25 protein-coding genes are annotated in these 23,916 nt (G+C 71.5%); 12 read left to right on the top strand and 13 right to left on the bottom strand.

All coding sequences use genetic code 11. From position 1 onward, the window contains the following. The 4 genes from AC08OU_RS09415 to AC08OU_RS09400 all read left to right on the top strand — a co-directional run. Positions 1 to 1,579: Ig-like domain-containing protein (locus AC08OU_RS09415; RefSeq protein ID WP_476604690.1), on the top strand; the 1,579-nt coding region annotated here is incomplete at its 5' end. Further along, entirely contained in the window at positions 1,579 to 2,589 is a 1,011-nt protein-coding gene (locus AC08OU_RS09410) for a sortase (protein ID WP_476604689.1), read from the top strand. The genes AC08OU_RS09415 and AC08OU_RS09410, both read left to right, overlap by 1 nt. Positions 2,590 to 2,686: 97 nt before the next feature. Further along, the gene (locus AC08OU_RS09405; protein WP_476604688.1) at positions 2,687 to 3,625 is read left to right on the top strand and encodes a phosphate ABC transporter ATP-binding protein; all 939 of its coding nucleotides are present in this window, start codon (positions 2,687 to 2,689) and stop codon (positions 3,623 to 3,625) included. Between the two features lie 116 nt (positions 3,626 to 3,741). Next, complete coding sequence (locus tag AC08OU_RS09400) at positions 3,742 to 5,088, top strand: lytic transglycosylase domain-containing protein (protein WP_476604687.1); 1,347 nt, start codon at positions 3,742 to 3,744, stop codon at positions 5,086 to 5,088. Positions 5,089 to 5,121: 33 nt separating this feature from the next. Here the strand turns inward: AC08OU_RS09400 and AC08OU_RS09395 are convergent, their stop codons facing one another. From AC08OU_RS09395 to AC08OU_RS09385, 3 genes are all read right to left on the bottom strand, one after another. Then, positions 5,122 to 5,325 (bottom strand): three-helix bundle dimerization domain-containing protein, encoded by a 204-nt coding sequence (locus AC08OU_RS09395; RefSeq protein ID WP_476604686.1) that lies wholly within the window; start codon positions 5,323 to 5,325, stop codon positions 5,122 to 5,124. Positions 5,326 to 5,501: 176 nt separating this feature from the next. Then, positions 5,502 to 7,124 carry a diguanylate cyclase domain-containing protein gene (locus tag AC08OU_RS09390; protein ID WP_476604685.1) on the bottom strand — a complete coding sequence of 541 codons (1,623 nt, stop codon included), beginning with the start codon at positions 7,122 to 7,124 and terminating at the stop codon, positions 5,502 to 5,504. A gap of 181 nt (positions 7,125 to 7,305) precedes the next feature. Continuing rightward, positions 7,306 to 8,046, bottom strand: coding sequence for an SDR family NAD(P)-dependent oxidoreductase (locus tag AC08OU_RS09385; protein ID WP_476604684.1), 741 nt, complete (start codon positions 8,044 to 8,046; stop codon positions 7,306 to 7,308). Between the two features lie 64 nt (positions 8,047 to 8,110). Between AC08OU_RS09385 and AC08OU_RS09380 the strand changes: the two genes are divergently transcribed. After that, positions 8,111 to 8,722, top strand: a complete 612-nt coding sequence (locus tag AC08OU_RS09380; RefSeq protein ID WP_476604683.1) for a TetR/AcrR family transcriptional regulator — start codon at positions 8,111 to 8,113, stop codon at positions 8,720 to 8,722. Between the two features lie 21 nt (positions 8,723 to 8,743). Here the strand turns inward: AC08OU_RS09380 and AC08OU_RS09375 are convergent, their stop codons facing one another. The 3 genes from AC08OU_RS09375 to AC08OU_RS09365 are packed head-to-tail and all read right to left on the bottom strand — an operon-like array spanning position 8,744 to position 11,942. Beyond that, a complete protein-coding gene (locus AC08OU_RS09375; protein ID WP_476604682.1) occupies positions 8,744 to 9,505 on the bottom strand; it encodes an ABC-2 transporter permease in 762 nt (253 codons plus the stop codon). Further along, a complete protein-coding gene (locus AC08OU_RS09370; protein WP_476604681.1) occupies positions 9,502 to 11,016 on the bottom strand; it encodes an ABC transporter permease subunit in 1,515 nt (504 codons plus the stop codon). The genes AC08OU_RS09375 and AC08OU_RS09370 overlap by 4 nt, the downstream gene beginning before the upstream one ends. Continuing rightward, positions 11,013 to 11,942, bottom strand: a complete 930-nt coding sequence (locus AC08OU_RS09365) for an ATP-binding cassette domain-containing protein (protein ID WP_476604680.1) — start codon at positions 11,940 to 11,942, stop codon at positions 11,013 to 11,015. The genes AC08OU_RS09370 and AC08OU_RS09365 overlap by 4 nt, the downstream gene beginning before the upstream one ends. A gap of 135 nt (positions 11,943 to 12,077) precedes the next feature. Between AC08OU_RS09365 and AC08OU_RS09360 the strand changes: the two genes are divergently transcribed. Both AC08OU_RS09360 and AC08OU_RS09355 read left to right on the top strand, forming a co-directional pair. Continuing rightward, a complete protein-coding gene (locus AC08OU_RS09360) occupies positions 12,078 to 12,740 on the top strand; it encodes a response regulator transcription factor (RefSeq protein WP_476604679.1) in 663 nt (220 codons plus the stop codon). Next, the gene (locus AC08OU_RS09355) at positions 12,740 to 13,813 is read left to right on the top strand and encodes a sensor histidine kinase (RefSeq protein WP_476604692.1); all 1,074 of its coding nucleotides are present in this window, start codon (positions 12,740 to 12,742) and stop codon (positions 13,811 to 13,813) included. The genes AC08OU_RS09360 and AC08OU_RS09355 overlap by 1 nt, the downstream gene beginning before the upstream one ends. A 16-nt stretch (positions 13,814 to 13,829) precedes the next feature. Here the strand turns inward: AC08OU_RS09355 and AC08OU_RS09350 are convergent, their stop codons facing one another. The 4 genes from AC08OU_RS09350 to AC08OU_RS09335 form a co-directional block, all read right to left on the bottom strand. Beyond that, positions 13,830 to 14,915 (bottom strand): hypothetical protein, encoded by a 1,086-nt coding sequence (locus tag AC08OU_RS09350; RefSeq protein WP_476604678.1) that lies wholly within the window; start codon positions 14,913 to 14,915, stop codon positions 13,830 to 13,832. Positions 14,916 to 15,103: 188 nt separating this feature from the next. Beyond that, positions 15,104 to 15,904 (bottom strand): TIGR03943 family putative permease subunit, encoded by an 801-nt coding sequence (locus AC08OU_RS09345; protein WP_476604677.1) that lies wholly within the window; start codon positions 15,902 to 15,904, stop codon positions 15,104 to 15,106. Continuing rightward, positions 15,901 to 16,995, bottom strand: coding sequence for a permease (locus AC08OU_RS09340; protein WP_476604691.1), 1,095 nt, complete (start codon positions 16,993 to 16,995; stop codon positions 15,901 to 15,903). The genes AC08OU_RS09345 and AC08OU_RS09340 overlap by 4 nt, the downstream gene beginning before the upstream one ends. A 194-nt stretch (positions 16,996 to 17,189) precedes the next feature. Further along, the gene (locus tag AC08OU_RS09335) at positions 17,190 to 18,560 is read right to left on the bottom strand and encodes a DMT family transporter (RefSeq protein ID WP_476604676.1); all 1,371 of its coding nucleotides are present in this window, start codon (positions 18,558 to 18,560) and stop codon (positions 17,190 to 17,192) included. A gap of 276 nt (positions 18,561 to 18,836) precedes the next feature. Here AC08OU_RS09335 and AC08OU_RS09330 point away from each other — a divergent pair, with 276 nt between their 5' ends. Beyond that, positions 18,837 to 20,099 (top strand): transporter substrate-binding domain-containing protein, encoded by a 1,263-nt coding sequence (locus tag AC08OU_RS09330; RefSeq protein WP_476604675.1) that lies wholly within the window; start codon positions 18,837 to 18,839, stop codon positions 20,097 to 20,099. Further along, complete coding sequence (locus AC08OU_RS09325; RefSeq protein ID WP_476604674.1) at positions 20,096 to 21,190, top strand: hypothetical protein; 1,095 nt, start codon at positions 20,096 to 20,098, stop codon at positions 21,188 to 21,190. Before AC08OU_RS09330 ends, AC08OU_RS09325 begins: the two co-directional genes overlap by 4 nt. A gap of 45 nt (positions 21,191 to 21,235) precedes the next feature. Here the strand turns inward: AC08OU_RS09325 and AC08OU_RS09320 are convergent, their stop codons facing one another. Continuing rightward, positions 21,236 to 21,472: a hypothetical protein gene (locus AC08OU_RS09320; RefSeq protein ID WP_476604673.1), complete on the bottom strand. Its 237-nt coding sequence runs from the start codon at positions 21,470 to 21,472 to the stop codon at positions 21,236 to 21,238. A 14-nt stretch (positions 21,473 to 21,486) separates the two neighbouring features. Continuing rightward, positions 21,487 to 21,768, bottom strand: coding sequence for a hypothetical protein (locus AC08OU_RS09315; protein ID WP_476604672.1), 282 nt, complete (start codon positions 21,766 to 21,768; stop codon positions 21,487 to 21,489). Between the two features lie 17 nt (positions 21,769 to 21,785). Between AC08OU_RS09315 and AC08OU_RS09310 the strand changes: the two genes are divergently transcribed. From AC08OU_RS09310 to AC08OU_RS09300, 3 genes are all read left to right on the top strand, one after another. Then, entirely contained in the window at positions 21,786 to 21,923 is a 138-nt protein-coding gene (locus AC08OU_RS09310) for a hypothetical protein (RefSeq protein WP_476604671.1), read from the top strand. 12 nt (positions 21,924 to 21,935) lie between these two features. Then, a complete protein-coding gene (locus tag AC08OU_RS09305) occupies positions 21,936 to 22,178 on the top strand; it encodes a hypothetical protein (protein WP_476604670.1) in 243 nt (80 codons plus the stop codon). A gap of 236 nt (positions 22,179 to 22,414) precedes the next feature. Further along, positions 22,415 to 22,828, top strand: a complete 414-nt coding sequence (locus AC08OU_RS09300) for a VOC family protein (protein ID WP_476604669.1) — start codon at positions 22,415 to 22,417, stop codon at positions 22,826 to 22,828. Here AC08OU_RS09300 and AC08OU_RS09295 read toward each other — a convergent pair. Beyond that, on the bottom strand, positions 22,803 to 23,916 hold a 1,114-nt coding region (locus tag AC08OU_RS09295; RefSeq protein ID WP_476604668.1), incomplete at its 5' end, for a glycoside hydrolase family 3 N-terminal domain-containing protein. The genes AC08OU_RS09300 and AC08OU_RS09295 overlap by 26 nt on opposite strands.

Here is a 23,916-nt window from a genome sequence, read left to right as displayed (position 1 = left end):
GATGGGATCCGCGAAGCCCACCACGACGGCGCTCGCCGCCTCCCCGCCGTCGTCCGCGTCTGCTGGCGAAGCGGTCACGCTCACCGCGACCGTCACTCCCGCCGACGCGGCGGGCGCCGTGCGGTTCGCCGACCTCACCGGCAACACCCGGACCGATCTCGGTGAGCCCGTCGCCGTGACGAGCGGAACCGCGACACTCACCACGGCGGCGCTCGGGGCGGGCCAGCATTCGATCGAGGCGGTGTTCGCCCCCACCGACTCGGCGGCGTTCGGAGCGTCGACGTCGCCGGCCCTCGCCTACACGATCCTGGCCGTCGGCCAGAAGCCCACGACGACGACCCTCGCCGCGAGTCCACCGGGCGGAGTGGCACGAGGGCAGCAGGTAACCCTGACGGCGACCGTGATCCCCGCCGACGCGGCCGGGACGGTCACTTTCGCTGCCGGTGGTGCGCCGGTGGGAGAGGCTGCCATCACGGGAGGGACGGCTGCGCAAGTGGTCAGGTTGCAGGATTCCGGGGCCGTCGCCCTTACCGCGACGTTCTCGCCGGCCGATCCCGCGTCGTTCGCGGGATCGTCGTCAGCCTCCCTCTCCTACACGGTGACCGAGCCATTGGCCGAAGGGCCGCCGATCGACGGGCTCACCGTGCAGAACACGGCGCAGACGGCCGACAAGGGCGCCGGCACGGTCCAGGACACCCTGGACCTCACGTCCGGGTCCACCTGCCCGGGCGGATTCACAAATGTCACGGTCCGGATGGGCGGTCCGGGAAGCTGGGCGGCCGGCGTTCCGGTGACGTCCACGGGCAGCCTGGACACGGCGGGGTCGAAGGTCGTGACCGAGGCGCTGCGGCTGGTCGCCAGCAGGGCCAACCGCGACTTCGCGCCGGGCCGGTACCCGATCTACGCCACCTGCCGCGACCCGCTGAGCGGCGAGGCCGCAGGCTTCCTCCACGGGGCGATCTGGTTCTACGACGCCGAGCACTGGCTGAACCGGGATCCCGCCACGGTGGGCATCCCCACGCAGACGCTGCTCACGGCCGCTCCCGCTGGCCGCACCGACGTCGGGAAGCAGGTGACCCTCACCGCGACCGTCGCACCGGCCGGAGCGGTGGGCACCGTGGCCTTCGACGCCGAATCGACGGACGGGGCGGTCACACTCGGCACGGTCACGCTGAAGAACGGGAAGGCCCAGCTGACGACGACCAAGCTCGCCTTCGGCCTGTACTACCTCACCGCGAAGTACTCGCCCGGAACGGGTTCGGCGACGAAGTACAACGCCTCGACGTCTGGCGAGATCGTCCACGCCATGACGAAGATCATCCCACCGGTGCCCTCGCGCGCGGCTGCGATCACCGGTACGCCGCGGGTCGGTGCCGTCGTCGCCTGCACCGCGGGCTTCCGGAACGCCACCGCCACGGGCTTCGCCTGGATCCGTGACCGGTCCGCGATCGCCGGTGCTGCGGCGTCCCGCTACGCGGTCGCGTCGGCCGACCGCGGGCACTCCTTGCGGTGCGTCGCGCACGCCTCGAACGCCGGCGGTCGGACGCAGCGCACCAGCCTCGCGGTGCGGGTGTCCTGATGAGACCGCTGCGGGCGTTGCGTCCCGGTCGGCACGCCATCGGCGGGACGCTCCAGGCCGAAAGGGTGCAGCGCTCCGAAGGGCCGCCCGACGTCACCGTCGTCCGGCTGGTCAAGACACCGTCGGTGTTGCCGGCGCCCCGGAAGGACACCGCGGCGGCGGCCGAGCGCCCCCTCTTCGTCGCTTCCGCGGTGGCCTACATGATCACACTGTTGTCGCTCACGTTCGTGGCGACCCTCGGCGCAATCGGGCCGGCACGCCATGCCCGGGACCAACAGGCGAGTTTCGCCGATCTGCGCGGTGCCCTCGCCAACGCGACGGCGCCCGTGACACAGACGGACGGGAGCGGTCGACTGCATGGGCTCGGGACGCCGATCGCTGTCCTCGACATCCCGCAGATCAGCCTGCGCGAGGTCGTGCTGGAGGGTACGACGTCCGGTGTCCTGATGTCCGGCCCCGGTCACCGACGGGACACGCCGCTGCCCGGGCAGGCCGGCACTTCCGTCATCCTCGGCCGCCAGGCCGCGTACGGGGGACCATTCCGCGCCTTGGCCGAACTGCGGCCGGGACAGGTGTTCTCGGTGACCACCGGCCAGGGTAAGCACGTGTTCCGCGTGGTCACCGTCCGCTACGCGGGTGACTTCCAGCCGCCCATCGTGACCGATGGGAAGGGACGGGTCACGCTCGTCACCGCAGCGGGGCGGCCCTGGGTTCCGGAGGGGCTGCTGCGGGTGGACGCCGACCTCGCCACGCCGACACAGGCTTCGGGAAACCGCCCGCTGACGACCGCGTCGCTGCCCCCCAGTGAGAAGGCCCTGGGCACCGAACCCCAGCGGCTGATCTGGATCGTCCTCCTGTGCCAAGCGCTGTTCCTCCTGACGGTGGGCACCGCCTGGGCACGGTACCGGTGGGGACGCTGGCAGGTCTGGTTGGCCGGCGGCCCACCTCTGCTGGCGCTGGGCGTGGCGCTCTCGAACCAGGTGGCGTGCCTGCTGCCCAACGTGATGTGAGGCGGGACCGGGCAGCCGCATGAGAAACCACGACGAGGAAACCGCTCGGGGCACCGCACCGAACACCGGTGGCGCCCACCTGGGACAGGGAGATGCGATGAAGGACCGCGACGAGCCGACGACGCTGCTACCGCCGGTTCCGGGCCCGATCGGGGTTCCGGACCCGGCGGCTGTTGCAAACCCGATCGCGGCCTCGGATGCACCGGCGCCGTCTCTCATGACCGAAACGGCGCAGCTGCAGCCTGTCACGACGACCGTCACACCCGGCGCACTCGACGCCCGGGCCGTGTCAGCGTGGTTCGGCGAGCGGAAGGTGCTCGACCGTGTCTCGCTCGAGATGCCCGCCGGACGGGTCACCTCGCTGATCGGACCCTCCGGGTGCGGCAAGTCGACGTTCCTGCGCATCCTCAACCGGATGCACGAGCTGATCTCGGCCGCCTCGATGGCCGGTGAGGTGCTGCTGGACGGCCAGGATCTCTACGGCCGGGACCGACGACTAACCGACGCCCGGCGTCAGGTGGGCATGGTCTTCCAGAAACCCAACCCGTTCCCGGCGATGTCCATCTACGACAACGTCGTCGCCGGGCTCAGACTCACAGGTGTCCGCGCCGGCCGCGAGGAGAAGGACGACCTCGTGGAGAGTTGCCTGACGAAGGCGGGGCTGTGGCGCGAGGTCCGCGATCGGCTTCGCTCGCCGGGCGGGGCATTGTCCGGCGGCCAGCAGCAACGCCTCTGTATCGCGCGATCGCTCGCGGTGCGGCCGCGCATCTTGCTGATGGACGAGCCCTGCTCCGCGCTCGACCCCACGTCGACCCGCCGGATCGAGCAGACGATCCGTGACCTGGTGTCTGAGGTCACGATCGTCATCGTCACGCACAACATGCAACAGGCACAACGGGTCTCGGACTTCTGCGCGTTCTTCCTCGCCGAGGCCAACACACCCGGTGCCATCGTCGAGCACGGCCCCACGGACCATGTGTTCAACAAACCGGCCGATCAGCGCACCAACGACTACGTGAACGGCAGGTTCGGGTGATGATACGACGGCTGGGCATGACCACCGCGTGGCCTTGGGGTGTCCGCACCGGCAACTCTTCTCGGCGAGATGATCAGAATGCTTCCGGGACGACGACCGGCGCGTACGGTCGGACCGTGACCTTCTCCTCGCTGTCCATTGCCCGCCGGGCGATCTCGTCGGGAGCGCGCATTCCCGGCCTGGTGAAGATCGCTGTTGTGAGCTTCGTGCTGACGCTGACTGTGTTCCTTAGTATGCCGCGCAGCGAGTCGCCGAACGATCTGAGCCTCTCGATGCGTGAGGGGCAGAACTCGCTCCCCGGAACGGGTTTGGGCGGCAACAACTCCGCGGTGGATGACCTGCCGCCGGACGGGGTGACCGCGGTCGGCTCGAGCGCTACAGGTCAGCCCGCGTCCTCCGCACCGAAGGGTCCCTACGGCATGAGGGACGCCGGTGGCCTGGCGGTCACGGGTATCCCGGACCGGGCGCAGCAGTCGTACGTCCACGCGGCGGAGAGCCTGGCGGTCTCGGATCCGACGTGCGCGGTGCCCTGGACGGTGCTCGCGGGAATCGGGCGCGTCGAGAGCAACCACGGGCGGTTCGCAGGCGCGGTCCTGTACTCCGACGGTCGCTCCGTGCCGCCCGTTCTCGGTATCCGGTTGGACGGGAGCCGTTCCGGGACAGCGGTCATCCATGACTCTGACGACGGCCGATACGACGGTGACGCGGCGTACGACCGAGCCGTGGGGGCGATGCAGTTCCTGCCCGGCACCTGGGCCGGCTACGGTGCCGACGCTGATGGCGACGGGCGCGCGGATCCGCAGGACATCGACGACGCGGCACTGGGCGCGGCACGGTACCTGTGCTCAGGCTCATCGACGTTCGCAACGAAGGAGGGGAGCTGGGACGCCGTATACCGGTACAACCACTCCGACAGCTACGTGTCGTTGGTGTTGTCGCTGGCCGACTCCTACGCTTCCGGGAAGGTCACCACCTTCCCCACCCCGCCGCCGAACGTCCAACGGCCAGCCGATGGATCGGCCACCCCGCCAGGGCCGCCACCGGCGATCCCGACTCCACCGCCGGGCTCACCGGGGACGCCGGGGGTTCCGGACAGACCGCGCCCGGTCCCGATCGTTCCGATCCCCGTCCCGGATCCGGCCCCGGCACCTGCGCCGACTTCGGGCAACTGGCCGACACCGACGCCGAGCCTTCCGGTCACAGCCTCTCCCGGCGCGCCCGAACCGACCACGCCGGGACCCGATCCGAGCACGCCGGGACCCGATCCGACCGACGCGACCGATCCCACGACACCGCCGGAGCCCACGCCGCCCCCGGAACCCACGCCGCCGGACCCGACCCCGACGGGGGCAGATACCCAGCCCGCGACAGCGACGCCGACCGAGGCACCGGCACCGGTGGCCACCGAGACGCCGACGCCGACGTCGGCTGAGGCGGGGTCAGGGACCGTCACCCCGACGTGAACCACTCCGTACCGCACTGGGCGGCCTGCGTGATCAGGAATCGCTGCGGTCCAGGTTTCGCAGCCGGGTCTCAAGGTGTCGCTGAACCAGGATCGGCACGTAGGTCCGGACCCTCGCGTCTCGGTACGCGTCGAACGCCTCCTGCACCCACCGTTCAACCGTCGCCGCCGCCACCTGCGGGTGCCGCTGCTTCAGCGTCGTGATCATCTGCGCCCTGCGATCGGCGTCATTGTCCACCGTCGCTGCCTCCCCATCATCTGGGTCGTCTCATCCGGCTGGTCTCTTCGAACCGGTCGATCACGATCTGTTTAGCGGCGTCTCACTCCAGGCTAGGCGCCGGTTCATCAGAAGGTCACCAGGCACCGGGCGTGACTCGACTCACGCGCAATCATCCGCCCCTGAACCGTTCCCACTCAGGTGGACATCAGCACCGGCTCGCCGGCGCGGGTCCGCTTCGACTCGTACATCGCCGCGTCCGCACGCGCCACCAGCGCGTCGGCATCCAGGCCCGGCTCCGAGACCGCGACGCCGATGCTCGACCTCAGCGGCACGGTCCGCTCCGGCAGGGCGACGTCGCTGTGCAACGTGTCGCGCACCCGGTTCGCGATCACCAGCGCCTCCTCCTCGCCTGCGACGCCGCGGCAGACCAGCAGGAACTCGTCGCCGCCGATCCGGCCGACCACATCGTTCTCCCGCAGCACTGACTTCAGCCGCCGCGCTGTCTCCACCAGCAGCGTGTCGCCTGCGGCATGCCCCAGTTCGTCGTTGACCGGCTTGAAGCGGTCGAGGTCCACGAAGACGACGGCGGTGCGCACCCCGGCGGCCAGCGCGTGGTCCAGAACGGAGATCGTCGACGCCCGGTTGTGACAGCCGGTGAGCGCATCGTACGTAGCGCGCAGCCGCAGCTCCTCGCGCATACGGGAGCCTTCCGTGACGTCGGTGACGGTGACGATCGCGCCGGGTGCGCCGGCGGTGTCCGGCAGGACCGCGATCGTGAACAGGCAGTGCCGCAGGCCGGCCTCGCCGGGGAGCCGGACCGAAACTTCCAGCTCGGCGTCGTCTTCCCCGGCGAGCGCGGCGGCGAAGGCGGCGTCCACGCGGTCGCGGTCGCCGTCGGATACGGTGACGAGCTGTTCTGTGAGCGAGGTCGCGCCAACTACCCCGAGGACGCGCTCGAGGCGGGCGTTGGCGTAGACCATGCCGCCGTCGGCGGCGACCTGGAACAGTCCCGCGGGCAGCGACTCGGCCAGCCGGCGGAACAGCTGCTCCCGCTGCTGAACGGCCTCGTGGGCGGCCATTTCGTCCGAGATATCCGTGACCTGAGTGGTGACGGTGATGTCCTCGGCGTCCTCGCTGGCGTGGTACGTGTTCTCGAGCTCGACCCAGGCCCAGCTGCCGTCCTCGCGGCGGTGGCGCAACCGGACCCGCTGGGACTCCTGGTTCGAGAGCAGTTCGAGCCAGTTGCCGATGGCGCGGTCGTGGTCTTCAGGGTGGATGAACTCCAGCGAGCGGACGCCGACGAGCTGCTCGGCGGTGAAGCCGAACATGGCGGTGGCCTGGGCATCGACGTCGGTGATGACGGCGAACATGTTCTTGGTCATGGTCGCCGTCCGGGGACGGCGCGAGGTCTGGAGCCCGGCCGTGAGTGCTGCGCCCTGAGCCTCCGCCGCCTCCTCCTCGTCCATGACCACCGCGGCCCAGACGCCGTGCCGGTGGCGGAGGTCGAAGAAGCCGATCGACACCTGCCGGCCGGGGTCGCTGTCCATGTGCACGCTGACGTAGCCGAGGCCGGTTGACCTGGCCTTTTCCCAGGCGGTGACGACGAGGATGCGGTCACCGGGCACGACGAGGTCGAGCATCGTCGAACGCTGCGCGGGCACCGGCAGCCGCTCGGCGGCGGCGAGCTCGGGCGCGTCCGGGAACGCCACCCGGTGCCCGTCGTCGGCAATGGCGGCGATCACCGGCTCGGGCCTGCGCCGCAGGAGCGCAAGAAACGCCTGCTCCAGACGCTCAGGCGACCGCGGCGAGCTGGCCATGTCGATGATGTCGGCAGGTGAGGTGGTGAACCTGATGCAGGGGCCGCCAGAAACTCTCGGTCAGTGATCGCTGAGCTGAGACGGGTGCCGGCGCCACTGGCATCGGCTGGGCCGTCCGGGTGAGCTTCTGGTCGGCCTGCTGCGGCGCTGGGCGCCGGGGCCCGGCGTCCGGCCGTGCTGATCACCACGCGGCGGGTTCGTCCGGGTAGGTCATTTCCGGCCGGCGCGTGGTGTTGTGCATGTCCCAGAGCAGGTCGGCGAGGTGTGCGGGATCCACGCTCGGCAGGCGGGGGCCCGGGGTTCCGGCGGCTTCGGCCGCTCGCATGTTGGCGTGGAACGGCGTGTTCTCGATCGCGGCAGCGATGTAGAGACCGCCCACGTGCACGCCCTTGCCGGCCACCTGGGCGTGCAGCGCCTGCAGGTAGTTGCGTTGGGCGGCCAGGGTGATCCCGCCGGCAATGTTCGGGTTGCCGTGCAGGGCGCTGGCTCCCTGGGCGCTCAGGATCGCACCGTCGTTCCGGGCGATCATGGCGGGCAAGAACTGCTGGACGAGCGTGAGCAGTGAATAGACGCCGAGCGGCATGAGGTCCCGGACGCGATGGGGGGTCAGCTCCAGGGCCGGAACGAACCCGTCGGCCGCGGCGCCGTAGTACAGCACGTCGAGCTCGCCGACCGTGGCGCGGATGTGGTCAGCCAGCTGCGGGATGGCTTCCGTGTCGGCGAGGTCGGCGGTGATCGCATGAACGTGCGGCGTGCTCGTGGCCAGTTGCCTGACCAGCCGGTCGAGCGGCTCGCGGCGTCGGGCGACAAGCACCACTGCGTAGCCCTCCCGGGCGTACCGGTGCGCGACGGCCTGACCGAGACCGGGGCCGGCTCCGAGTACGGCGATGGACCTGGCCAGGGCAATCACTCCTTGACGCATCGGGGACGCCTAAGTTGACGTTATGGTCAACTTGACGAGCTCGTCAAGTTGGTAGCCTCGGTCCGTGACTTCCGCTGCGAGCCGCACTCCGGGCGGCGGTGATCCGCACCGTGGGAAGGGGCCGCTGCGCTCGGATGCCGTTCGCAACGTCACCCAGATCCGGGCGGCCGCCATCGCCGCGTTCCGCGGTCGCGGGCTGGCCACGCCGCTGGAGGAGATCGCCGTGGCGGCCGGGGTGAGCAAGGCCACCATCTACAACCGCTTCGGCGGACGCGACGGCCTCATCGACGCCGTCATCGGCGACCTCGTGGCCACCGAGATGAACGCGATGATGGAAAGCGCCCAGAAGATCGACGACCCCTGGGCAGCCATCGCCACCTACATCACTGACCGCCGCGACCTGCAGTACCGCGAACCCGCATTCACCGACGCCCTGTTGATGCAGTACCCCAGGTCCGTGCAGCTCGTCGCCCTCGCCGACGCCGCCACCACGTTCACCGAGCACCTGCTCCACGCAGGTCACCACGCGAGAGTGCTGCGCACCGACTTCACTGCCGCCGACCTGTACTACGCCGACGTCGCCAACGGACTGGCCCTCCGCACCCTGCGCCCTCCGGCCCGCAGGGATTACGACCGCCGAACCAGCTTCCTCATCGACAGCCTCCACCCACGGTGAACGATTTCCCGATCGCGGAGCCTATGCATCGCGCCGTGCGAGGACGGTGGCGCCGGCGACGAGGGCCGCGACCGTCCACGCGGCGAGGACGCCGAGCCCCTTCCAGGGGCCGATGGGCAGGCTGTCCAGGTCGACGGTGGCCTGGATCGCGAGGCCGGCGGTGGCCGGACCGACCTGCTCCATCCGGCGCTGCCAGTCCGGGTCGGCGGTCGCCGTCGCCAGCAATGGGAACGCGTAGAGCAGGGCGAGAACGATCCCGATGGCGGCCGCGGAGCCCCGGACGGCGACGCCGACGCCGAGGCTGAGCAGGCCGATCAGCACCAGGTAGAGCACCGATCCGGTGGCCGCGCGCAGCACCGGCGTCTCACCCGGGGAGAGCGCCGGGACGAGGTCGCCCGGCAGGAGCAGCAGCCCCGCGGTCAGGGACGCGAGGACGGCGACGGTGGCGGTGACCCCTACCGCCCCCGTGACCACGGCTGCCTTGGCGACGAGCGCGGGGATCCGGCGGGGCATCGAGGCCAGCGTGACGCGGATCATGCCGGTGTCGTACTCGCCCCCGATCGCCAGCACCGCCACGACCGCCACGACGGCCTGGCCGAGCTGGACGCCGGTGAGGCTCTCCTTGGGCATGTCCAGCAGGCATTTCCCTGGCCGGCAACCGATCACGGCCGCCGCGGCGGCCGTCACCAGGGCGGTCGCCGCGACGACGGCGAGCAGCAGCCACACCGTGCCGGGATCGGTCCGCAGCTTCGTCCACTCCGCGCGGACCGCCCACCAGGTCATGCGTCCCTCCGCCGCAAGCGGTACGCCGCCAGGCCGAGCGCCACGGCCGTCCAGGCGACGAGCACGCCGAAGCCGGCCCACGGGGCCAGCGGGAAGTAGCCCTCGACCGGGATGTAGAGGTTGTCGACCTGGGGGTACTCGGGCGTGCTCTGCTGAAGTGCGAACGCGGCGGCGGGAGTGACCCGCAGCAGCCAGTCGCCGGCGTCGCTGGGCAGGACGGTGATCGCGAGCATGTACGGCAGGACGATCAGGACCACCGCGGTCGTCACCGCCGTCGCGCTCCGGCGCAGCAGCGTGCCGACGGCCAGGGCGAGAATCGCGGTGACGGCGAGCAGCGCCGCGGTGCCCACCACGACCCGCACCTCGGTCGCGGTGGACACCTGGTGGACGTACACGCCGTTTCCGCGCAGTACCCGCTGTCCCCACGCGACCACCACCGTCGCCGCGACCAGCCCGGTCAGGAACGTGACGACGCCGATGACGGCGGCCTTCGCCGCGAGGACCCGGCCCCGGCGGGGAGTGGCGGCGAGCGTGGCGCGGATCAGCCCGCGCCGGTACTCGCCGGTAACGAACAGGACGGCGAGGACCACGACGACGATCAGGCCGGCGAACGTCCCGGCGAGTGTGCGCGTGATGGTCGTCCCGAGACCCGTGATGCCGGCCACGGACGGGCCGATGTCGCCGGAGCCGGTCACGGAGAACCGGTCGCCGCTCCGCTCGGCGTGGTCGCGCTGCTCCGGCGGCGTGTCGGGCGCGGCACCGATGGTCTCGCCGGTCAACTCTCCGCCGTCCGCAGCGTTTTCGCCGGCCCAGGTGCCCTGGCGCTCGAACCGGTCGAAGATGGCGGTGGCCTGGCTGGGGCCGCTCATCGCGCTCGTCGGGCCGGCCGGTCCGCTGAGCAGTTCCCCGTACTGCGGGGAGGTGACGAACAGCCCCGCCTCCACGGTCTGCGGCAGGCCGGCCGGGCGTGCGGTACCGACGGTGGTCCACCGGGTCCCGTCGGCCGATTCCTGGCCGGTGATGGTGTTCCCCTTGCGGGTCAGCCGCAGCCACCGCGGTGACGACCCACTGACCGCTCCCGGCTCGCCGGCCTGGTCGTGGGTGTAGCCGTGCTGCATCCGGACGCCGTGCCGCCCGGTGACCATGACCGCGGCGTAGGGCGATCCCCGCCGGGTGCCGTCCTTGACGATGAGCCCGGCCTTGGCCCACGGCGCCAGGCCCGGGCGGTCCAGCAGGACGCCGGTCATCGAGACCACCCGCACGGTGACGCTGCCGTCCCCCATGAGCGGCTGGTGGACGAACGTGAAGGCGTCGCTCACCTCCTCGCCGCCGGGCCCGATCGGGGGCGCGCAGGTCGAGTTCGGGCCACGCGTTCCGCACGACCCCTGCCCGCCGGAGACCAGCCCGAGCCCCACCGTCAGCACTGCCGCGAGGGCCGTGCCCACGACCCAGCCGCGGACCGTCCGGAACTTGGTCCACTCGGCACGCAGCCCCGGTGCGTAGGCGCTCATCGCGATGCCTCCGGCGTGGCCGCCCGGAACTCGACCAGGTCGCGGGTGATCTCCAGATAGGCCTCTTCCAGCGTCGCGCGATGCTCCGACACCTCGGAGAACGGCACCCCGCGCCGGCCGAGCAGCGCGACGACGTCGCCGGCGGCCAGCCCGGAGACCAGCAGCGTGCCGGGCCCGGTGGCGGTCACGGTGGCTCCGGCGTCCGTCAGCAGGCCGGACGCCGAGGGTGCCGCCGTGCGCAGCATCACCCGGCCGCCGGACACGGCCTGCCGGAGCTGGGCGACCGGGGCGTCGGCGAGGACCCGGCCGCGACCGGCGATCACCACGTGGTCGGCGGTGTCCTGCAGCTCGCTCATCAGGTGGCTGGACACCAGGACGGCGCGACCCTGCACGGCCAGCGATCTCAGGAACCCGCGCATCCAGACGATGCCCTCGGGGTCCATGCCGTTGAACGGCTCGTCCAGCATCAGCGCGGCCGGGTCGCCGAGCATGGCTGCGGCGATGCCCAATCGCTGCCGCATGCCCAGCGAGAAGCCTCCGGCCCGCCGCCGCGCCACCGCCGCCAGGCCGGCCTCCTCGATCACCGTGTCGACCCGCCCGGCGCCGAGTCCCTGGGAGTGAGCCAGCCAGAGCAGGTGGTTCCGGGCGCTCCGGCTGGGCTGGAGCGCCGAGGCGTCCAGCAGTGAGCCGACCCGGCACAGCGGGCGCTCCAGGGTCCGGTACGGACGCCCACCTATCAGTGCGGTGCCGGCGTCCGCGGCGTCCAGGCCGAGGATCACCCGCATCGTGGTCGACTTGCCGGCACCGTTCGGGCCGAGAAAGCCGGTGACCTGTCCGGGCCGGACGGTGAAGGACATCCCGTCCAGTGCGATGGCCTGCCCGAACCGCTTCCGCAGCCCGTCCACCGCGATCGTCGCGTCATCCATGTGCCCGGTTCTACGCGGACGCCGGTGTCGGCCCGGTGCCAGCGGCCGGCACCGCGGCGACACCTCGGCGCCCGCCTCGGCACCCGCCCCGACATGACACCGTGCTGGCACCGGTCGCCTGGCATCGTGGGGATCGTGCGCGTGCTGGTCGTGGAGGACTTCGAGATCCTGGCCCGGACCATCCGGACCGGGCTGCGCCGTGAGGGCATGGCGGTCGACGTCGTCCTCGACGGCACCGCCGCGCTCGAGCACCTGGCCGTCACCCGGTACGACGTCGTGGTGCTGGACCGGGACATCCCGGGCGTGCACGGCGACGAGGTCTGCCGTCGGGTCGTGGCGTCCCATCCCGCGAGCCGGGTGCTGATGCTGACCGCGGCGGGCACCGTCGCGCAGCGGGTGGACGGCCTCGGCCTGGGTGCCGACGACTACCTGCCCAAGCCGTTCGACTTCGCCGAGCTCGTGGCACGCGTCCGGGCGCTCGGACGGCGCGCCACCATGGCGCTGCCTCCGGTCCTGGAGAGCGGCGACCTCACCCTCGACCCCGGCCGCCGGGTCGCGTGCCGGGCCGGGCGCCGTCTGGAGCTGAGCCCGAAGGAGCTGGCGGTCCTGGAGTACCTGATTGCCGCCGCGGGCCGCCCGGTCCCCGCCGAGGAGCTGCTGGAACGCGTGTGGGACGAGGCCGCCGACCCGTTCACCACCACGGTGAAGACGACCATCCGACGGCTGCGCGCCAAGCTCGGTGACCCGCCGGTCATCCACACCGTCCGCGAGGCCGGCTACCAGATCGGGGACCGGTGATGCCCCGGCCTACGTTGCGCACCCAGCTCACCCTGCTCTACGCCGTTCCCTTCTTCCTCTCGGGCGCGGCCTTGCTCACCATCCCGATCCTGCAGACCGGCCAGACCCAGCCGGTGGGTTCGAGGGCCGGCCCGCGTCCGTCCGTCCGGGTCGGCACGGACATCAGTCCGCTGCTGCGGGCTTCCGTGATCGGTCTCGCCGTCATGGTCGTGGTCTCCGTCCTCCTCGGCTGGCTGATCGCGGGGCGGTTCCTGCGACCGTTGCGGGCGATCACCACGACGGCGCGCGACATCTCCGCCAGCAACCTGCACCGCCGCCTCGGTGCGACCGGCCGCGGCGACGAGTTCACCGAGCTCGCCGCCACGCTGGACGACCTCTTCGAGCGGTTGGAGGCGGCGTTCGAGTCTCAGCGGCGATTCGTCGCGAACGCCTCGCACGAGCTGCGCACGCCGCTCACCGCCGAACGAGCACTGCTGCAGGTGGCCCTCGCCGATCCGCACGTCACCGAGGCCACGTTGCGCACGGCGTGTCAGGAGGTGCTCGCGCTGGGTGAGACGCAGGAGCGCCTGATCGACGCGCTGCTCACGCTGGCCAGAAGCGAGCGCGGCATCGAGCGCCGGGAACCGTGCGACCTTGCCGGGATCGCCCGGAACGTGGTCCAGGTCCGGGCGGCGGAGGCCCGGCGGCGCGGCATCCTCGTCCGGACGGCGCTCGCGTCCGCCCCGGGGAGCGGGGACCCCGGTCTGGTCGAGAGCCTTGTCGCGAACCTCGTGGACAACGCCCTGCGCCACAACGTGAGCGGCGGCAGCGTGGAGGTGGCGACGGATGCCGTCCCGGCGGGGGCGCGTGTGACGGTGACGAACACCGGGCCGGTGATCCCGCCCGGCGACGTCGAGCGCCTTTTCGAGCCCTTCCAGCGCCTCGGCGCGCAGCGGGTGGGGGACGCCGACGGCCACGGGCTCGGGCTCACCATCGTGCGTGGCATCGCCGACGCCCACGGCGCCACGCTCAGCCGGGAGGCCCGTCCCGAGGGCGGCCTCCGCGTCGAGGTCACTTTCGCGGAGTGGCGCTGACCGGTCCAGGCGGGCTTCAGACGGTCCGGAGATCGAGCGTGTGCCACGAGGTGGCGTCCTGATTGCTGTTGGACCACCACAGGACGCCGTCCCGGTACGACACCGTCGCGGCGCTCGGGCTGAGTTGGACGATCCGGCGAGTGTCGATCTCGTAGACGAGCAGGGCGGCGGTGCCGGTCAGATCGGTGTTCGCACCGGCCTGTGACAGGACTTCGAAGCGGTCCAACGGCGCGACGTCGTTGATCGCGGGGGCCAGCGCGGTGCCCGGGATGCGCTCGCGGTCGGTCCCGCCGGGGCGCTTGAGCTCAAGGTAGGTGGCGCCGTCCGCGGGTTGCGTCACGACGTGGCACCAGGTGGGGGAGCAGTTCGTCGACTGGAGGCCGGGGGCGTGGTCGACGGCGACGTCCTGACCGGTGATCGCGTTGCGCAGCTTGGTGGTGCCGCCCGGTGTGGTGGCTCCGTTGACCAGCCAGGGCCAGGCCGACAGCTGCCAGGTGCCGGCCTCCGTGCGGATTTCGACGGGGCCACCGCTGAGGGCGACCGACCGGAGTTGGACGGCGTCCACGCGGGCGGGGTCGGAGGCGGTCCAGTACAGCCGGTCGCGCACGATGCTGAGGTCGTACTGCGATTCGTGGGAGAGGAAATCACCGGTGTCGGAGGTCACCTGCCGGGCCGGCCCGCCGTCGCGGAGGCTGACCGTCCAAATGGCCGGCGGCCCGCCTCCCGTCCCCTCCGTCCAGGCGAGCAGGTCACCGGCCGCCGCCACGTTCCCGAACGACGCCGCCTCCTTCACCGCCTTGCTGCGAAGCACGCGTGTCGTGGCGTCCGCCTGACGCAGGACCAGCCGCAGCGAGGCGCCGTCGGGAGTCGTGGCGGTGCCGACGGACGTGCGGGCATCGAGGAACAGCGCGGGCTCGTAGCGGGAGCCGTCCGCCAGGCTCGCCGGGACGATCGCGCTGTGCGCCCGTGGCCAGGCGGCGGCCACGGTCACCGGCGCCGGGGGCGGCGCCGGCTGCTGGGCCGGGAGGAGGAGCAGGGCAATGCTCGCCGCGAGAGCCGTTCCCAGGCCGACCTGGCGGCGGTCCCGGAGCCGGGCCACCACCGGTCTCAGAGCCTGTTTTGGAATTCCCCGCCTACTGCGGGCCGCCCGGGGTGGCGCTCCGCCGCACCCGGCCTCGTCGCCCATAGCTCCGCTATGAACTCCTCGCCGGGCACACCGGAGCGCCACCCCGGGCGGCTCCTCGCTACGGCGCGGAATTCCAAAACAGGCTCTCAGCGGCACGGGCGTTCTCACTGGGGTGGCGGGGCGATCTCGTAGGGTTGGCCGGGAGCGGTGGTCTCCCGCCAGGTCTTCACTTCCAGGTACGGCACAGCCGCGTTGTTGACGGGATCGTTCGTGGTCTTCGAGGTGTACGTCCCGACGACGGTGATCCAGGTATCGGCCTGGACGCCGCTGGGTGCCTTGCCCGACAGGCCCACCTTGATGGGACGAGCGTCCGCCGCGCAGCAGTTCAACATCAATCGGGCGATCATGGGTTGCCCGTCCGGGCCGGGGGTCAGGAATCCGGTCAGCTCCAGGTGGCGGCCGGTCATGGAGTGGCCCTGGTCGAAGACCGCGCGCGACGCGTAGTCCAGGAGGGCGAGCGGCACCGGATTCCCGGCGGGATCTCCGGCGGGGAGGGGAGGGTAGTCCGACGGCGCGTTCTCGGCGGCGAGCACGGACCCTGCTTGCCCGGCGGCCGCGGAGCCGAGAGCCGGTGGGGCCAGGATCAGCGCCCCGACGGCCGTCAGGAGGAGCACCCAGCCGAACGCGGGTCCGTGGTGTGCGTGCCCATCGTCGTCGTGGCCGGAGGCGGCCGCAGGTGGGAGCCTGCGGAGGGCGTGCCAGAGCGTCATGGCGGCCGCCACGATGAGCAGCACGCCGGCGGCGATCAGCAGGGGGCGCAGGCCGGCCTTGACGTACCTCAGGTAGGTGCCGCTGACGCTGATCTTCACGATGGCGCCGCCCAGCAGCAGCAGCACGACGGCCTGAGCCTGAGCGGTCGTGGGACGGGGGCTCACGCGGGCGGGGTTCGCCGGGGCGGGGCTCACAGGAGCACCGTCCCGATCCCGCTGGCGACCAGGATCGCCGTCACGAACGTCGCGGGGAGGAACCGGACGGCCAGGCGAGGGCCGAGCACGGCGGCCTGCATGGAGATCAGCTTGAGGTCGACCATCGGCCCGACGGTGAGGAACACCAGGCGCGAGGTCAGCGAGAACTGCGACAGCGACGCGGCCACGAAGGCGTCGGCCTCGCTGCAGATGGACAGCAGTACGGCCAGCACGGCGAGTGCCACCACGGACCACACCTGGTGGCTCGCGAGACTCTCCAGCCAGCGCCCGGGGAGCAGCACATTGATCGTGGCGGCGGCCGCCGCGCCCACGACCAGGAACCCACCGGCGTGCATGATGTCGTGGCGGCAGGAGGCCCAGAACGCCTGAGCCTTGGACCCGTCGTCCAGGTCGGGCCGGTGCGGCAGCCGGATCCAGTCCGCCCGGCCGACGCGCAACCACAGCCAGCCCATCAGCACGGCCACCAGCAGGCTCGCGACGCCGCGCGCCAGCACCATCCGCGGATTGTTGGGGAACGCGATCGCGGTGGCGGTCAGCACGATCGGATTGATCGCCGGTGCGGCGAGCAGGAAGGCGAGCGCGGCCGCGGGAGTCACCCCGCGACGGATCAGCGACCCGGCGATCGGCACCGATCCGCACTCGCAACCCGGCAGCACGACGCCCGCGACGCTCGCCACCGGCACCGCCAGCGCCGGGTTGCCGGGCAGCGCGCGGGCCCAGAACGAGCGGGGCACGAAGACCGCGATCACCGCGGACAGCACGACCCCGAAGACCAGGAACGGCACCGCCTGGACGAAGACCGACACGAACACGGTCATCCAGGTCTGCGCCCGCCCACCGCTCACCAGGCCGGAGAACCAGCCGCGGAAGAGCATGAGCAGGATCAGGACGGCGGCCAGTACCTCCACCGAGGTCCAGCGCGGCCCGGAGGTGTCGGGCGCGGGCCCCGGCGGGGGTGCCGGCGTCTGCTCGGCCCCCGCCGCCGTCGGCCGGGGCACCGCCGTCCGGTCGATCACGTCCAGCGCGGCCGGGGCCTGCTGCCCCTCGGTCGCGCGGCCGATCGAAGTCACATCCGTCAACTCAACTCCTGGCTCGCCGACGTCGCCGGTTACGGCGGTCTGCCCACGGGGGCCTGTACGTCGCGGCATGGCTGGCGGTTCACGCGGCAGGTCCGGACGTCACGGACCGACACATCGCAACAACGCCGGGGCCTTGGGGTTGGACCCGCTGGGTAGCTGCGAGTGATCCAGCCTCAGCCCGGCTCTCAGGTGTCGGTTGCCGGGGACTCCGTGGCGGGCGCGGTTCGCTTGTCCGCCGGATCTTGCCGTGGCAGGCGGCCGTCTCTGCCTCGGGTGGCGGCGAGGAATGCCACTGCCGCGACGGCCGATCCCGCGACGGTGGCTCCAACGGCAGCCTTCTGGGTCAGGACGTGCTGGATTCCGCGTTCCCCAGTGCGGGCCGGGGGCTGGGTCGAGGGCTGGGTCGGGGGCTGGGTCGAGGACTGGGTCGGGATGCCGTGCTTGACCGGGCGCCGTGGGTTCTCTGCCCGGGCGGTGCGTCTGCGGATGGGTGGCACGTTGCGGCGCCGGACGGGGGGCTGCGTGGGGACGGTGCGTGGCATGTCCGGTGCGGCGGTCGCGATGGCCACCAGGGCGCCGGCAGTGCTCACCAGCAGCATGATCGCGCCCAGCGGCGTGAGCCCTTCGCCGAGCCAGAGCCAGCTCAGCACGGTTGCGCCGGGAGCTTCGAGGATGATCGAGCAGGTCGCGAGGGTGGGTCCCAGCCGGTTGACGACGCCGCTGTTCAGGCCGTAGCCGAACAGTTGCACTCCGACGGCGAGCAGGCCGGCGGTGATCAGCAGCCAGTTGCCGTGGCCCCACAGTTGCTGTCCCCGGAGGGCGCTAAAGGCGAGTAGCAGGACGGCGGTCGAGGTGTGGCTGATGAGCATGAAGGTCAAGACATCGAGGCTGGTCCGCACCCGAGCGGTGAGCACGAAGTACAGGGCGATCACCAGGCCGGACAGCAGCGCCCGCAGGTCCATGGCGGTCCACGCGTACAGTTGCACGCCAGGCCCGCCGGCATTGCCTGCCGGTCGGCCGGCGAACGGGAGCGCCATGACGCCCGCCAGTCCGGCCAGGCACCCGAGGGCGGTGGCCGATTGGAGTCTGTGGCCGGTCAGCCGAGCACCCAGGAGCACCCACAGCGGGGCGGCGGTGAACGACAGTCCCGTGGCGGCGGCGGTGCTCGTCCCTCCCCCGGCTGTGGGGGTCCACAGTCCCAGGTAGCAGGCGAAGACGGCGCCGACCATCCCGGCCCGCAGGACGTCGCGTGGCGTGGCGCGCAGGACGCTGACACCGCTGGATGGCATTCGGGCCAATACGAGACCCGCGACCGCCAGGAGGGAGAACACCGAACGCCAGGCGGCCAGCACGGGTACGGCGCCGGCGTCAGCTGGTGCCGTCACCTCGTGCAGGTGCAGCACGAGGGGGGCCGCCCACGACATTCCCGCCACGGACAACAAGAGGCAGACGTAACCCCCGACCGGCCACCGAGGATGATCCCACCGCAGAAACCGGCGCATCGCCGTGAATATCTCGCCGTCCAGAACGGTCGACTGGGTTGCCGAAGAACTCATGCGCGTCTCGCCATCGGTAGTCGGACGTCCAGCGGGGTTCGGGAACGCAACCCTTGGGTGGCCGGGCATTCCGGCGCGAAGTCGGCTAGGCAGTCAATGAGCATCAACAGCACCATCCCCTCATTCACTCACTATTAGTGAGTGATCAAGTGCTAAGAGTGATACAGGTCGTTGTGGATCAAAATCCACACCCGGGCGGAGCGAGCGAGGAGCAACAGCCCGCGCGAGTTCGGCCGAAGGGGTCTGCGCCTGTGATGTACCAACTACGCTGCGGTCATGATTCCGTTGCGGGGGCGGGGCCGCCTGCGGGGTGCACCGAAGGTCACCAACGCGAACGACACGAGTCCCGGGGTACCTGAGGACCTTTCCGTTTCGCGCAGCGACGGCGGTTGGCCGCCGGGCGAGGACGGGATGCAGCGCGATCTTTCCGTCTCGCGCAGCGGCGACGGGACGCCGCCGGGAGGTGTGGGGCCGCCGGGCGATGGTGATCGAACAGGCGGCCTGGCCCTGTCGCGGCCGGGGCGCGGTCCTCTCCTGCGGTTGGTGGTGCTGCTCACCGTCCTCGTCCTGGCGGGCGTGGCGGGGGTGGCTGTGCTTGGCTCGGCGCAGGATCCGACGGTCGGCGAGTTGCGTTCCCGAGCTGGCTGGGGGGACCTTCGGACACTGCGAGTGGGGATCTCAGGAGACGTGCCGGGCATCAGTGAGTGGCACGAGAACGGCTCGTACACGGGATTCGACGTCGACGTCGCGTATCTTGTCGCCGACTGGCTCGGGGTGTTGCGACGAAACGTGTCCTTCTACGAGGTGACTCCCGAGAACCGGCACCGGATGGTCGGGGTCGCGCACGGCACGTCGACCTTCGTGCCCCTCGATCTCGTCGTCGCGGCGTACAGCATGACACCGGACCGTGAGCGCAAGGAGCACGTCGCGTTCGCCGGCCCGTATCTGCGGACCGAGACGACAGTACTGACACGGATCCGCCAAGGGGGACCCGTGATCGAGAGTCTGAGTGCGCTGGGGCAGCCGTCGGCCGAGGGCAAGCGCGCTCGGCGGGTGTGCGTACCTGGCACGTCGACGTCCGCCAGCTACGTCAAGCGGGAGGCCCCTGGGGTGGAGGTGACCTTGGTGCAGCGAAACAGCGAATGCGTCCGCCAGTTGCGCTCGGGTGACGCGGACGCGGCCGTGACGGACGCTGCGATCCTCGGGGGCTTCGCGGCCAGGTATCCCACCGAACTGAAGCTCAACAACATCGCCTCGACCGATGACGAGTTCTGGGGCGTCGGTGTCGGGATCGACCGCACCGGACGTGATCTGCGGGTCCAGGCCCGGCGACAGCTGGTTCTGCTGGCCTTGCACGACCTTCGTACCTCCACCGGGCAGGATGGCTGGAACGAAGCGTACGAACGCAACCTGAGCGCCGTACAGGAGGCGGTGAGCCCGGCGCCCGACGAGTACCCGCAATTGATCGCCGACGACGAACAACCGACCCCGGAAGGGCTCGAACCCGTTCGCCGGTGGCCGTGGGACCGCTCGGGATGACGGGAACACCCGTCGCCGAGTCCCAGACCGAGACCGAGACCGAGTACCTCACCGCTGCACGGCTGCCCGCGACCGTCGACCCCGGCCGGCTCGGGGCCGAACGGCGACGGCCGGCCGCCAGCGACCGGGGCTGGCTGCTGACACTGGTGCCGGCGTTTCCCTTGGTGCTCCTGGTGTTGAGGGTCTGGTACCTGGGCCGGCAGGACCTGCAGACGATGCTTCTGATCCTGCAGACCGCCAACCCCCTCGGCCTGATGTCGGCGTTGCTCATCAACCTGATCTGGGCCGGGCCTGCGATCATCCTGTTGCTGCGCGCGCTGTACCTCGTACTGCGGGTCAGCGCCGGCGACGCCGCCCGTGGCTCGTGGCTGTGGCGGGCCGGGCGCAGGACGCCGACCTGGGTCGCCGCCCCGGCCATGCTGCTGGCGCTACTGTCCTGGCAGTTGAGATTCCTGCCGCTGTGGCTGATGCTGTCACTGATCATCATCGGGCTCGAGGCCCGGATACACAGCCGCTCAGGCGCATTCGCGGTCACGGTCGCGGGCACGGCGTTGCCGTGGGTGGCCGCGATGACGGCGCTGGTGTGGTTCGCACCGGCCATCGGCCAGGCACTGCTGGTAACCGGAGAACCAGTAATCGCGATCATGCTCGGGGTGCCGTTGCTGGCCGCCCCCGCGCTCACCGGGCCGCTGCCCTCGCCAGTCGCCCGTTGGCTGCTGCCTACCATCGCCGCAATCCTCGCGCTGGCCGCGCCGCTGCTGCTCGCGAACAGATATCTGAGCGCGCCCGTTCTGCCAAGGGTCGCCATCGTCGTCGCCGAAACCGAGGCACCCGACTCACCGACGACACTCGTCAGAGGCGACCTGGTCGACGTCAACGACCAATTCACCACGCTGCTCGCCGCCGACGGCCGCATCGAGTTCCTACCGGGGAACGGCCGGATCCGCGCACAGGTTCTCTGCCCCGCCGTTCCGGAACCGCCGAGCAGCACCGTCCACGTCCACGGCTGGCACGTGGAACGAAGCCTCCTATCGTGGGCCGCCCCACGACCGCTCCACGCAACCCCGGACCGCCGCTGCCGAGGACGCTGAACCTCACGGCATCACGTGGGCCCCGCCTGCCAGAGGCGTTGATCGTCAATGGTCGGCCCCAGGGGTGGCGGGTTGGGCGATCTCCTGGCGGTTCGGGTTGGCCAGATCGATGAGTTCCGGTGCCGGCGGGGTGGGGTGTGTTCGCGCCCGGACGAGCTCGAGAGTGACAACGGTGTCATCGCTGAGCTGCGTAGTGCGGTCGTAGCTGAGGACGGTCCGGGTGGGCGCGGTCGGCGACGGCTCGCCGGGCCGGGGCGCGGGGGCGGAGATGGTGCCCACCACGTGACCGGCCTCGTTCACCGGGTGCCGGGTGCAGGGATCCCGGCGCTCAGCCCGTCGTTCGGGAGCACCGTCCTGACGCACGCACGCCACAGGACCGCCTCGCTGCGAAGCTCCGCCGGGATGATCCGGCTGCCCGCCACGTAGCCGCTCTCGGTGATGTCACCGACGCACGGGGGGAAGGCCCGGATGCCGCCGATGTCGAGCTGGGCCGGTCGGCCGTCCTGGAGGACGTCGTAGGAGATCGGGCCGATCGTTCCGGGTCCGTAACTGGCGATGACGATCTGCCGCGCGTTCACGAGCCGCCTGCCGGGCCGTGGGCGACGACGGCGGCACCGCGCCGGTGGCGGTCTCGGCGTTGCTGGTGGCGGCGTCGGGCCGCAGGGGCACCGGCCGCCCGCCCACCCAGCGCACCGCGGTGCTGGTCTGGGGAGCATCGGGGACCGTCCGGTAGATGGTGCCGACAATGCCCCGCGGGCCGGGTGCCGCGCTGACGTACCCCCACGTGCCCTTGCCCAGACCGAGCGCGCGGCGGCCGGTCGCCGGAGACCACGACCACGGGCGGCCCTCGCCGTACACCTCGGCGGTGCCCTGCGATGCCATGGATGCCCCGGACGCCGTGGTGCCGGAAGTGGCATCCGCCGGGGCCGATGGCGAGGATTCCGGAGGTGAGCAGGGCGAGCGCGCCGAGCGCGACGCCGGGGGATGAGGACCGTCGGAACCGAGTGGCCAGGGCGTGCACGCGCTCTCCTTGGTCAACGTCGACCAGCGAATCGGACGTTACACGCGTGTCGCTCCCCATACGCCTCGAACGGGCTCGAGGCGACGCACGTCAGCGCGGGCAGGGCAGCGTTACAGGCACCGAACTCGCCGGTTTCCGAACGTTGTCGGACCCGCGGACTACGCTGACGACGACCTCAATCTCGCGCGTGTAGGGAGCTCGTGGTGGCCTCTCGCCTCAACCCGTACATCAGTTTCGACGGCAATGCTCGCTCGGCGATGGAGTTCTACCAGCAGGTCTTCGGAGGCACCCTGAACGTGAACACGTTCGGTGAGTACGGCGCGGGTGACGGTCCCGCGGCCGACAAGATCATGCACGCCTTGCTCGAGACCGGCAGCGGGTACACGCTGATGGGTGCGGACACGCCTCCCGGCGTCGAGCACAACCCCGGCAACAACATCGCGGTGAGCCTCAGCGGCGACGACGCCGACGAGCTGCGGGGCTACTGGGAGAAGCTGTCGGCCGGCGGCAGCGTTTCGGTTCCCCTCGAGAAGCAGATGTGGGGCGACGAGTTCGGGATGTGCGTGGACCAGTTCGGCATGGCCTGGATGGTCAACATCGGCCAGCCGAAGGTTTGACGCCCAGAGCCGCCTTGGTGGCGACGACCCTGGCGGCCGCTTCGGTCAGACGCGCCCGAAAGGTCCTGTCCATGCTCGCGCGCCGGACGAGGGCGCCGGCCATCGCGGGTGCGGCGTCCGGGTCGACGGCGAGGACGACGTCGCCGCCCGCCGCGACGAACCGCACCGCCCGCTGGCCGATCGGGACGCCACGAACGGCTCGGGCCACGGCGAGATCGTCCGACACTGCCAGCGTGTCGGGACCGGCCGTGCGCCGCAGCAGCCGGACGGCGGACGGGGAGAACGCGGCGGGCCCCGACGGGTCGATCCGCGGGTACACGGCCGACGACAGCATGATCGCCGCGCCGGCTCGCGCGCCCGCGCGGAAGGGCGCGAGGTACGGGTCGTCGGCATCGGTGGTGCCGTCGACCACGCGGCGGGCGGTGTCGGTGTTGGCGGTCACCCGGCCCAGCCCCGGGAAGTGCTTGACCGTGGGCAGGACGCCGGCGGTCCGCAACCGCCGGGAGACGACGTCCACCTGCTCGGAGACGTCCTCCGGGTCCGAGCCGTAGTTGCGCGCCACGCTGCCGATCGGCGGATTCCGCTGCGCGGTTCCCTGCGGCACGGTGTCGGCGACCGGTGCAAGGTTCATGGACACGCCGGCCCGGGCCAGCTCGCGCGCCCACCGCGCGGTCAGCCGTCCCAGCGTCGCCGCCGGGAGCCGTCCCTGCTCGGTGGCGGAGGGGATGGTGCTGAACCCCTGGCCGGACAGGGTCTGGACCTCGCCCCCCTCCTGATCGACGGCCACCAGCAGGGGGACGTCTGCGGCACCGGCCTGCCGCACCCGGCGGTCCAGCGTGTCGAGCCGGCGCGCGAGCGACGCCGCGCCGACGCTCGTGCGTCCCTGCAGGAAGACGCCGCCGAGGTGGTAGCGGCGCGCCACCGTGGCCAAGTTCTCCGGGTAGGCCGCCGGTGTGCCGACGAGGAGCACCTGCCCCGCCAGCTCGTGAACGTCCATCGCGGCGGTGACGACCCGGGCGCAGCGGGCCGCGGGATCCTCGGGCGGCGCGGCCGGGGCCGTGGCCGGGGTCGTGGCGGCGGCCGTGGGC

The organism is Frankia sp. CcMO1 (genome assembly GCF_977945845.1).
This window is presented reverse-complemented; position numbering and strand designations above follow the sequence as displayed.

What these genes read in the sequence shown, in the direction of transcription:
- AC08OU_RS09325 (WP_476604674.1), top strand. Translation starts at nt 20,096, where the DNA reads ATGACGGGAACACCCGTCGCCGAGTCCCAGACCGAGACCGAGACCGAG.
- AC08OU_RS09375 (WP_476604682.1), bottom strand. Translation starts at nt 9,505, where the DNA reads ATGACCTGGTGGGCGGTCCGCGCGGAGTGGACGAAGCTGCGGACCGAT.
- AC08OU_RS09330 (WP_476604675.1), top strand. Translation starts at nt 18,837, where the DNA reads ATGATTCCGTTGCGGGGGCGGGGCCGCCTGCGGGGTGCACCGAAGGTC.
- AC08OU_RS09355 (WP_476604692.1), top strand. Translation starts at nt 12,740, where the DNA reads ATGCCCCGGCCTACGTTGCGCACCCAGCTCACCCTGCTCTACGCCGTT.
- AC08OU_RS09405 (WP_476604688.1), top strand. Translation starts at nt 2,687, where the DNA reads ATGAAGGACCGCGACGAGCCGACGACGCTGCTACCGCCGGTTCCGGGC.
- AC08OU_RS09305 (WP_476604670.1), top strand. Translation starts at nt 21,936, where the DNA reads ATGCCCCGCGGGCCGGGTGCCGCGCTGACGTACCCCCACGTGCCCTTG.
- AC08OU_RS09390 (WP_476604685.1), bottom strand. Translation starts at nt 7,124, where the DNA reads ATGGCCAGCTCGCCGCGGTCGCCTGAGCGTCTGGAGCAGGCGTTTCTT.
- AC08OU_RS09410 (WP_476604689.1), top strand. Translation starts at nt 1,579, where the DNA reads ATGAGACCGCTGCGGGCGTTGCGTCCCGGTCGGCACGCCATCGGCGGG.
- AC08OU_RS09365 (WP_476604680.1), bottom strand. Translation starts at nt 11,942, where the DNA reads ATGGATGACGCGACGATCGCGGTGGACGGGCTGCGGAAGCGGTTCGGG.
- AC08OU_RS09335 (WP_476604676.1), bottom strand. Translation starts at nt 18,560, where the DNA reads ATGAGTTCTTCGGCAACCCAGTCGACCGTTCTGGACGGCGAGATATTC.
- AC08OU_RS09385 (WP_476604684.1), bottom strand. Translation starts at nt 8,046, where the DNA reads ATGCGTCAAGGAGTGATTGCCCTGGCCAGGTCCATCGCCGTACTCGGA.
- AC08OU_RS09370 (WP_476604681.1), bottom strand. Translation starts at nt 11,016, where the DNA reads ATGAGCGCCTACGCACCGGGGCTGCGTGCCGAGTGGACCAAGTTCCGG.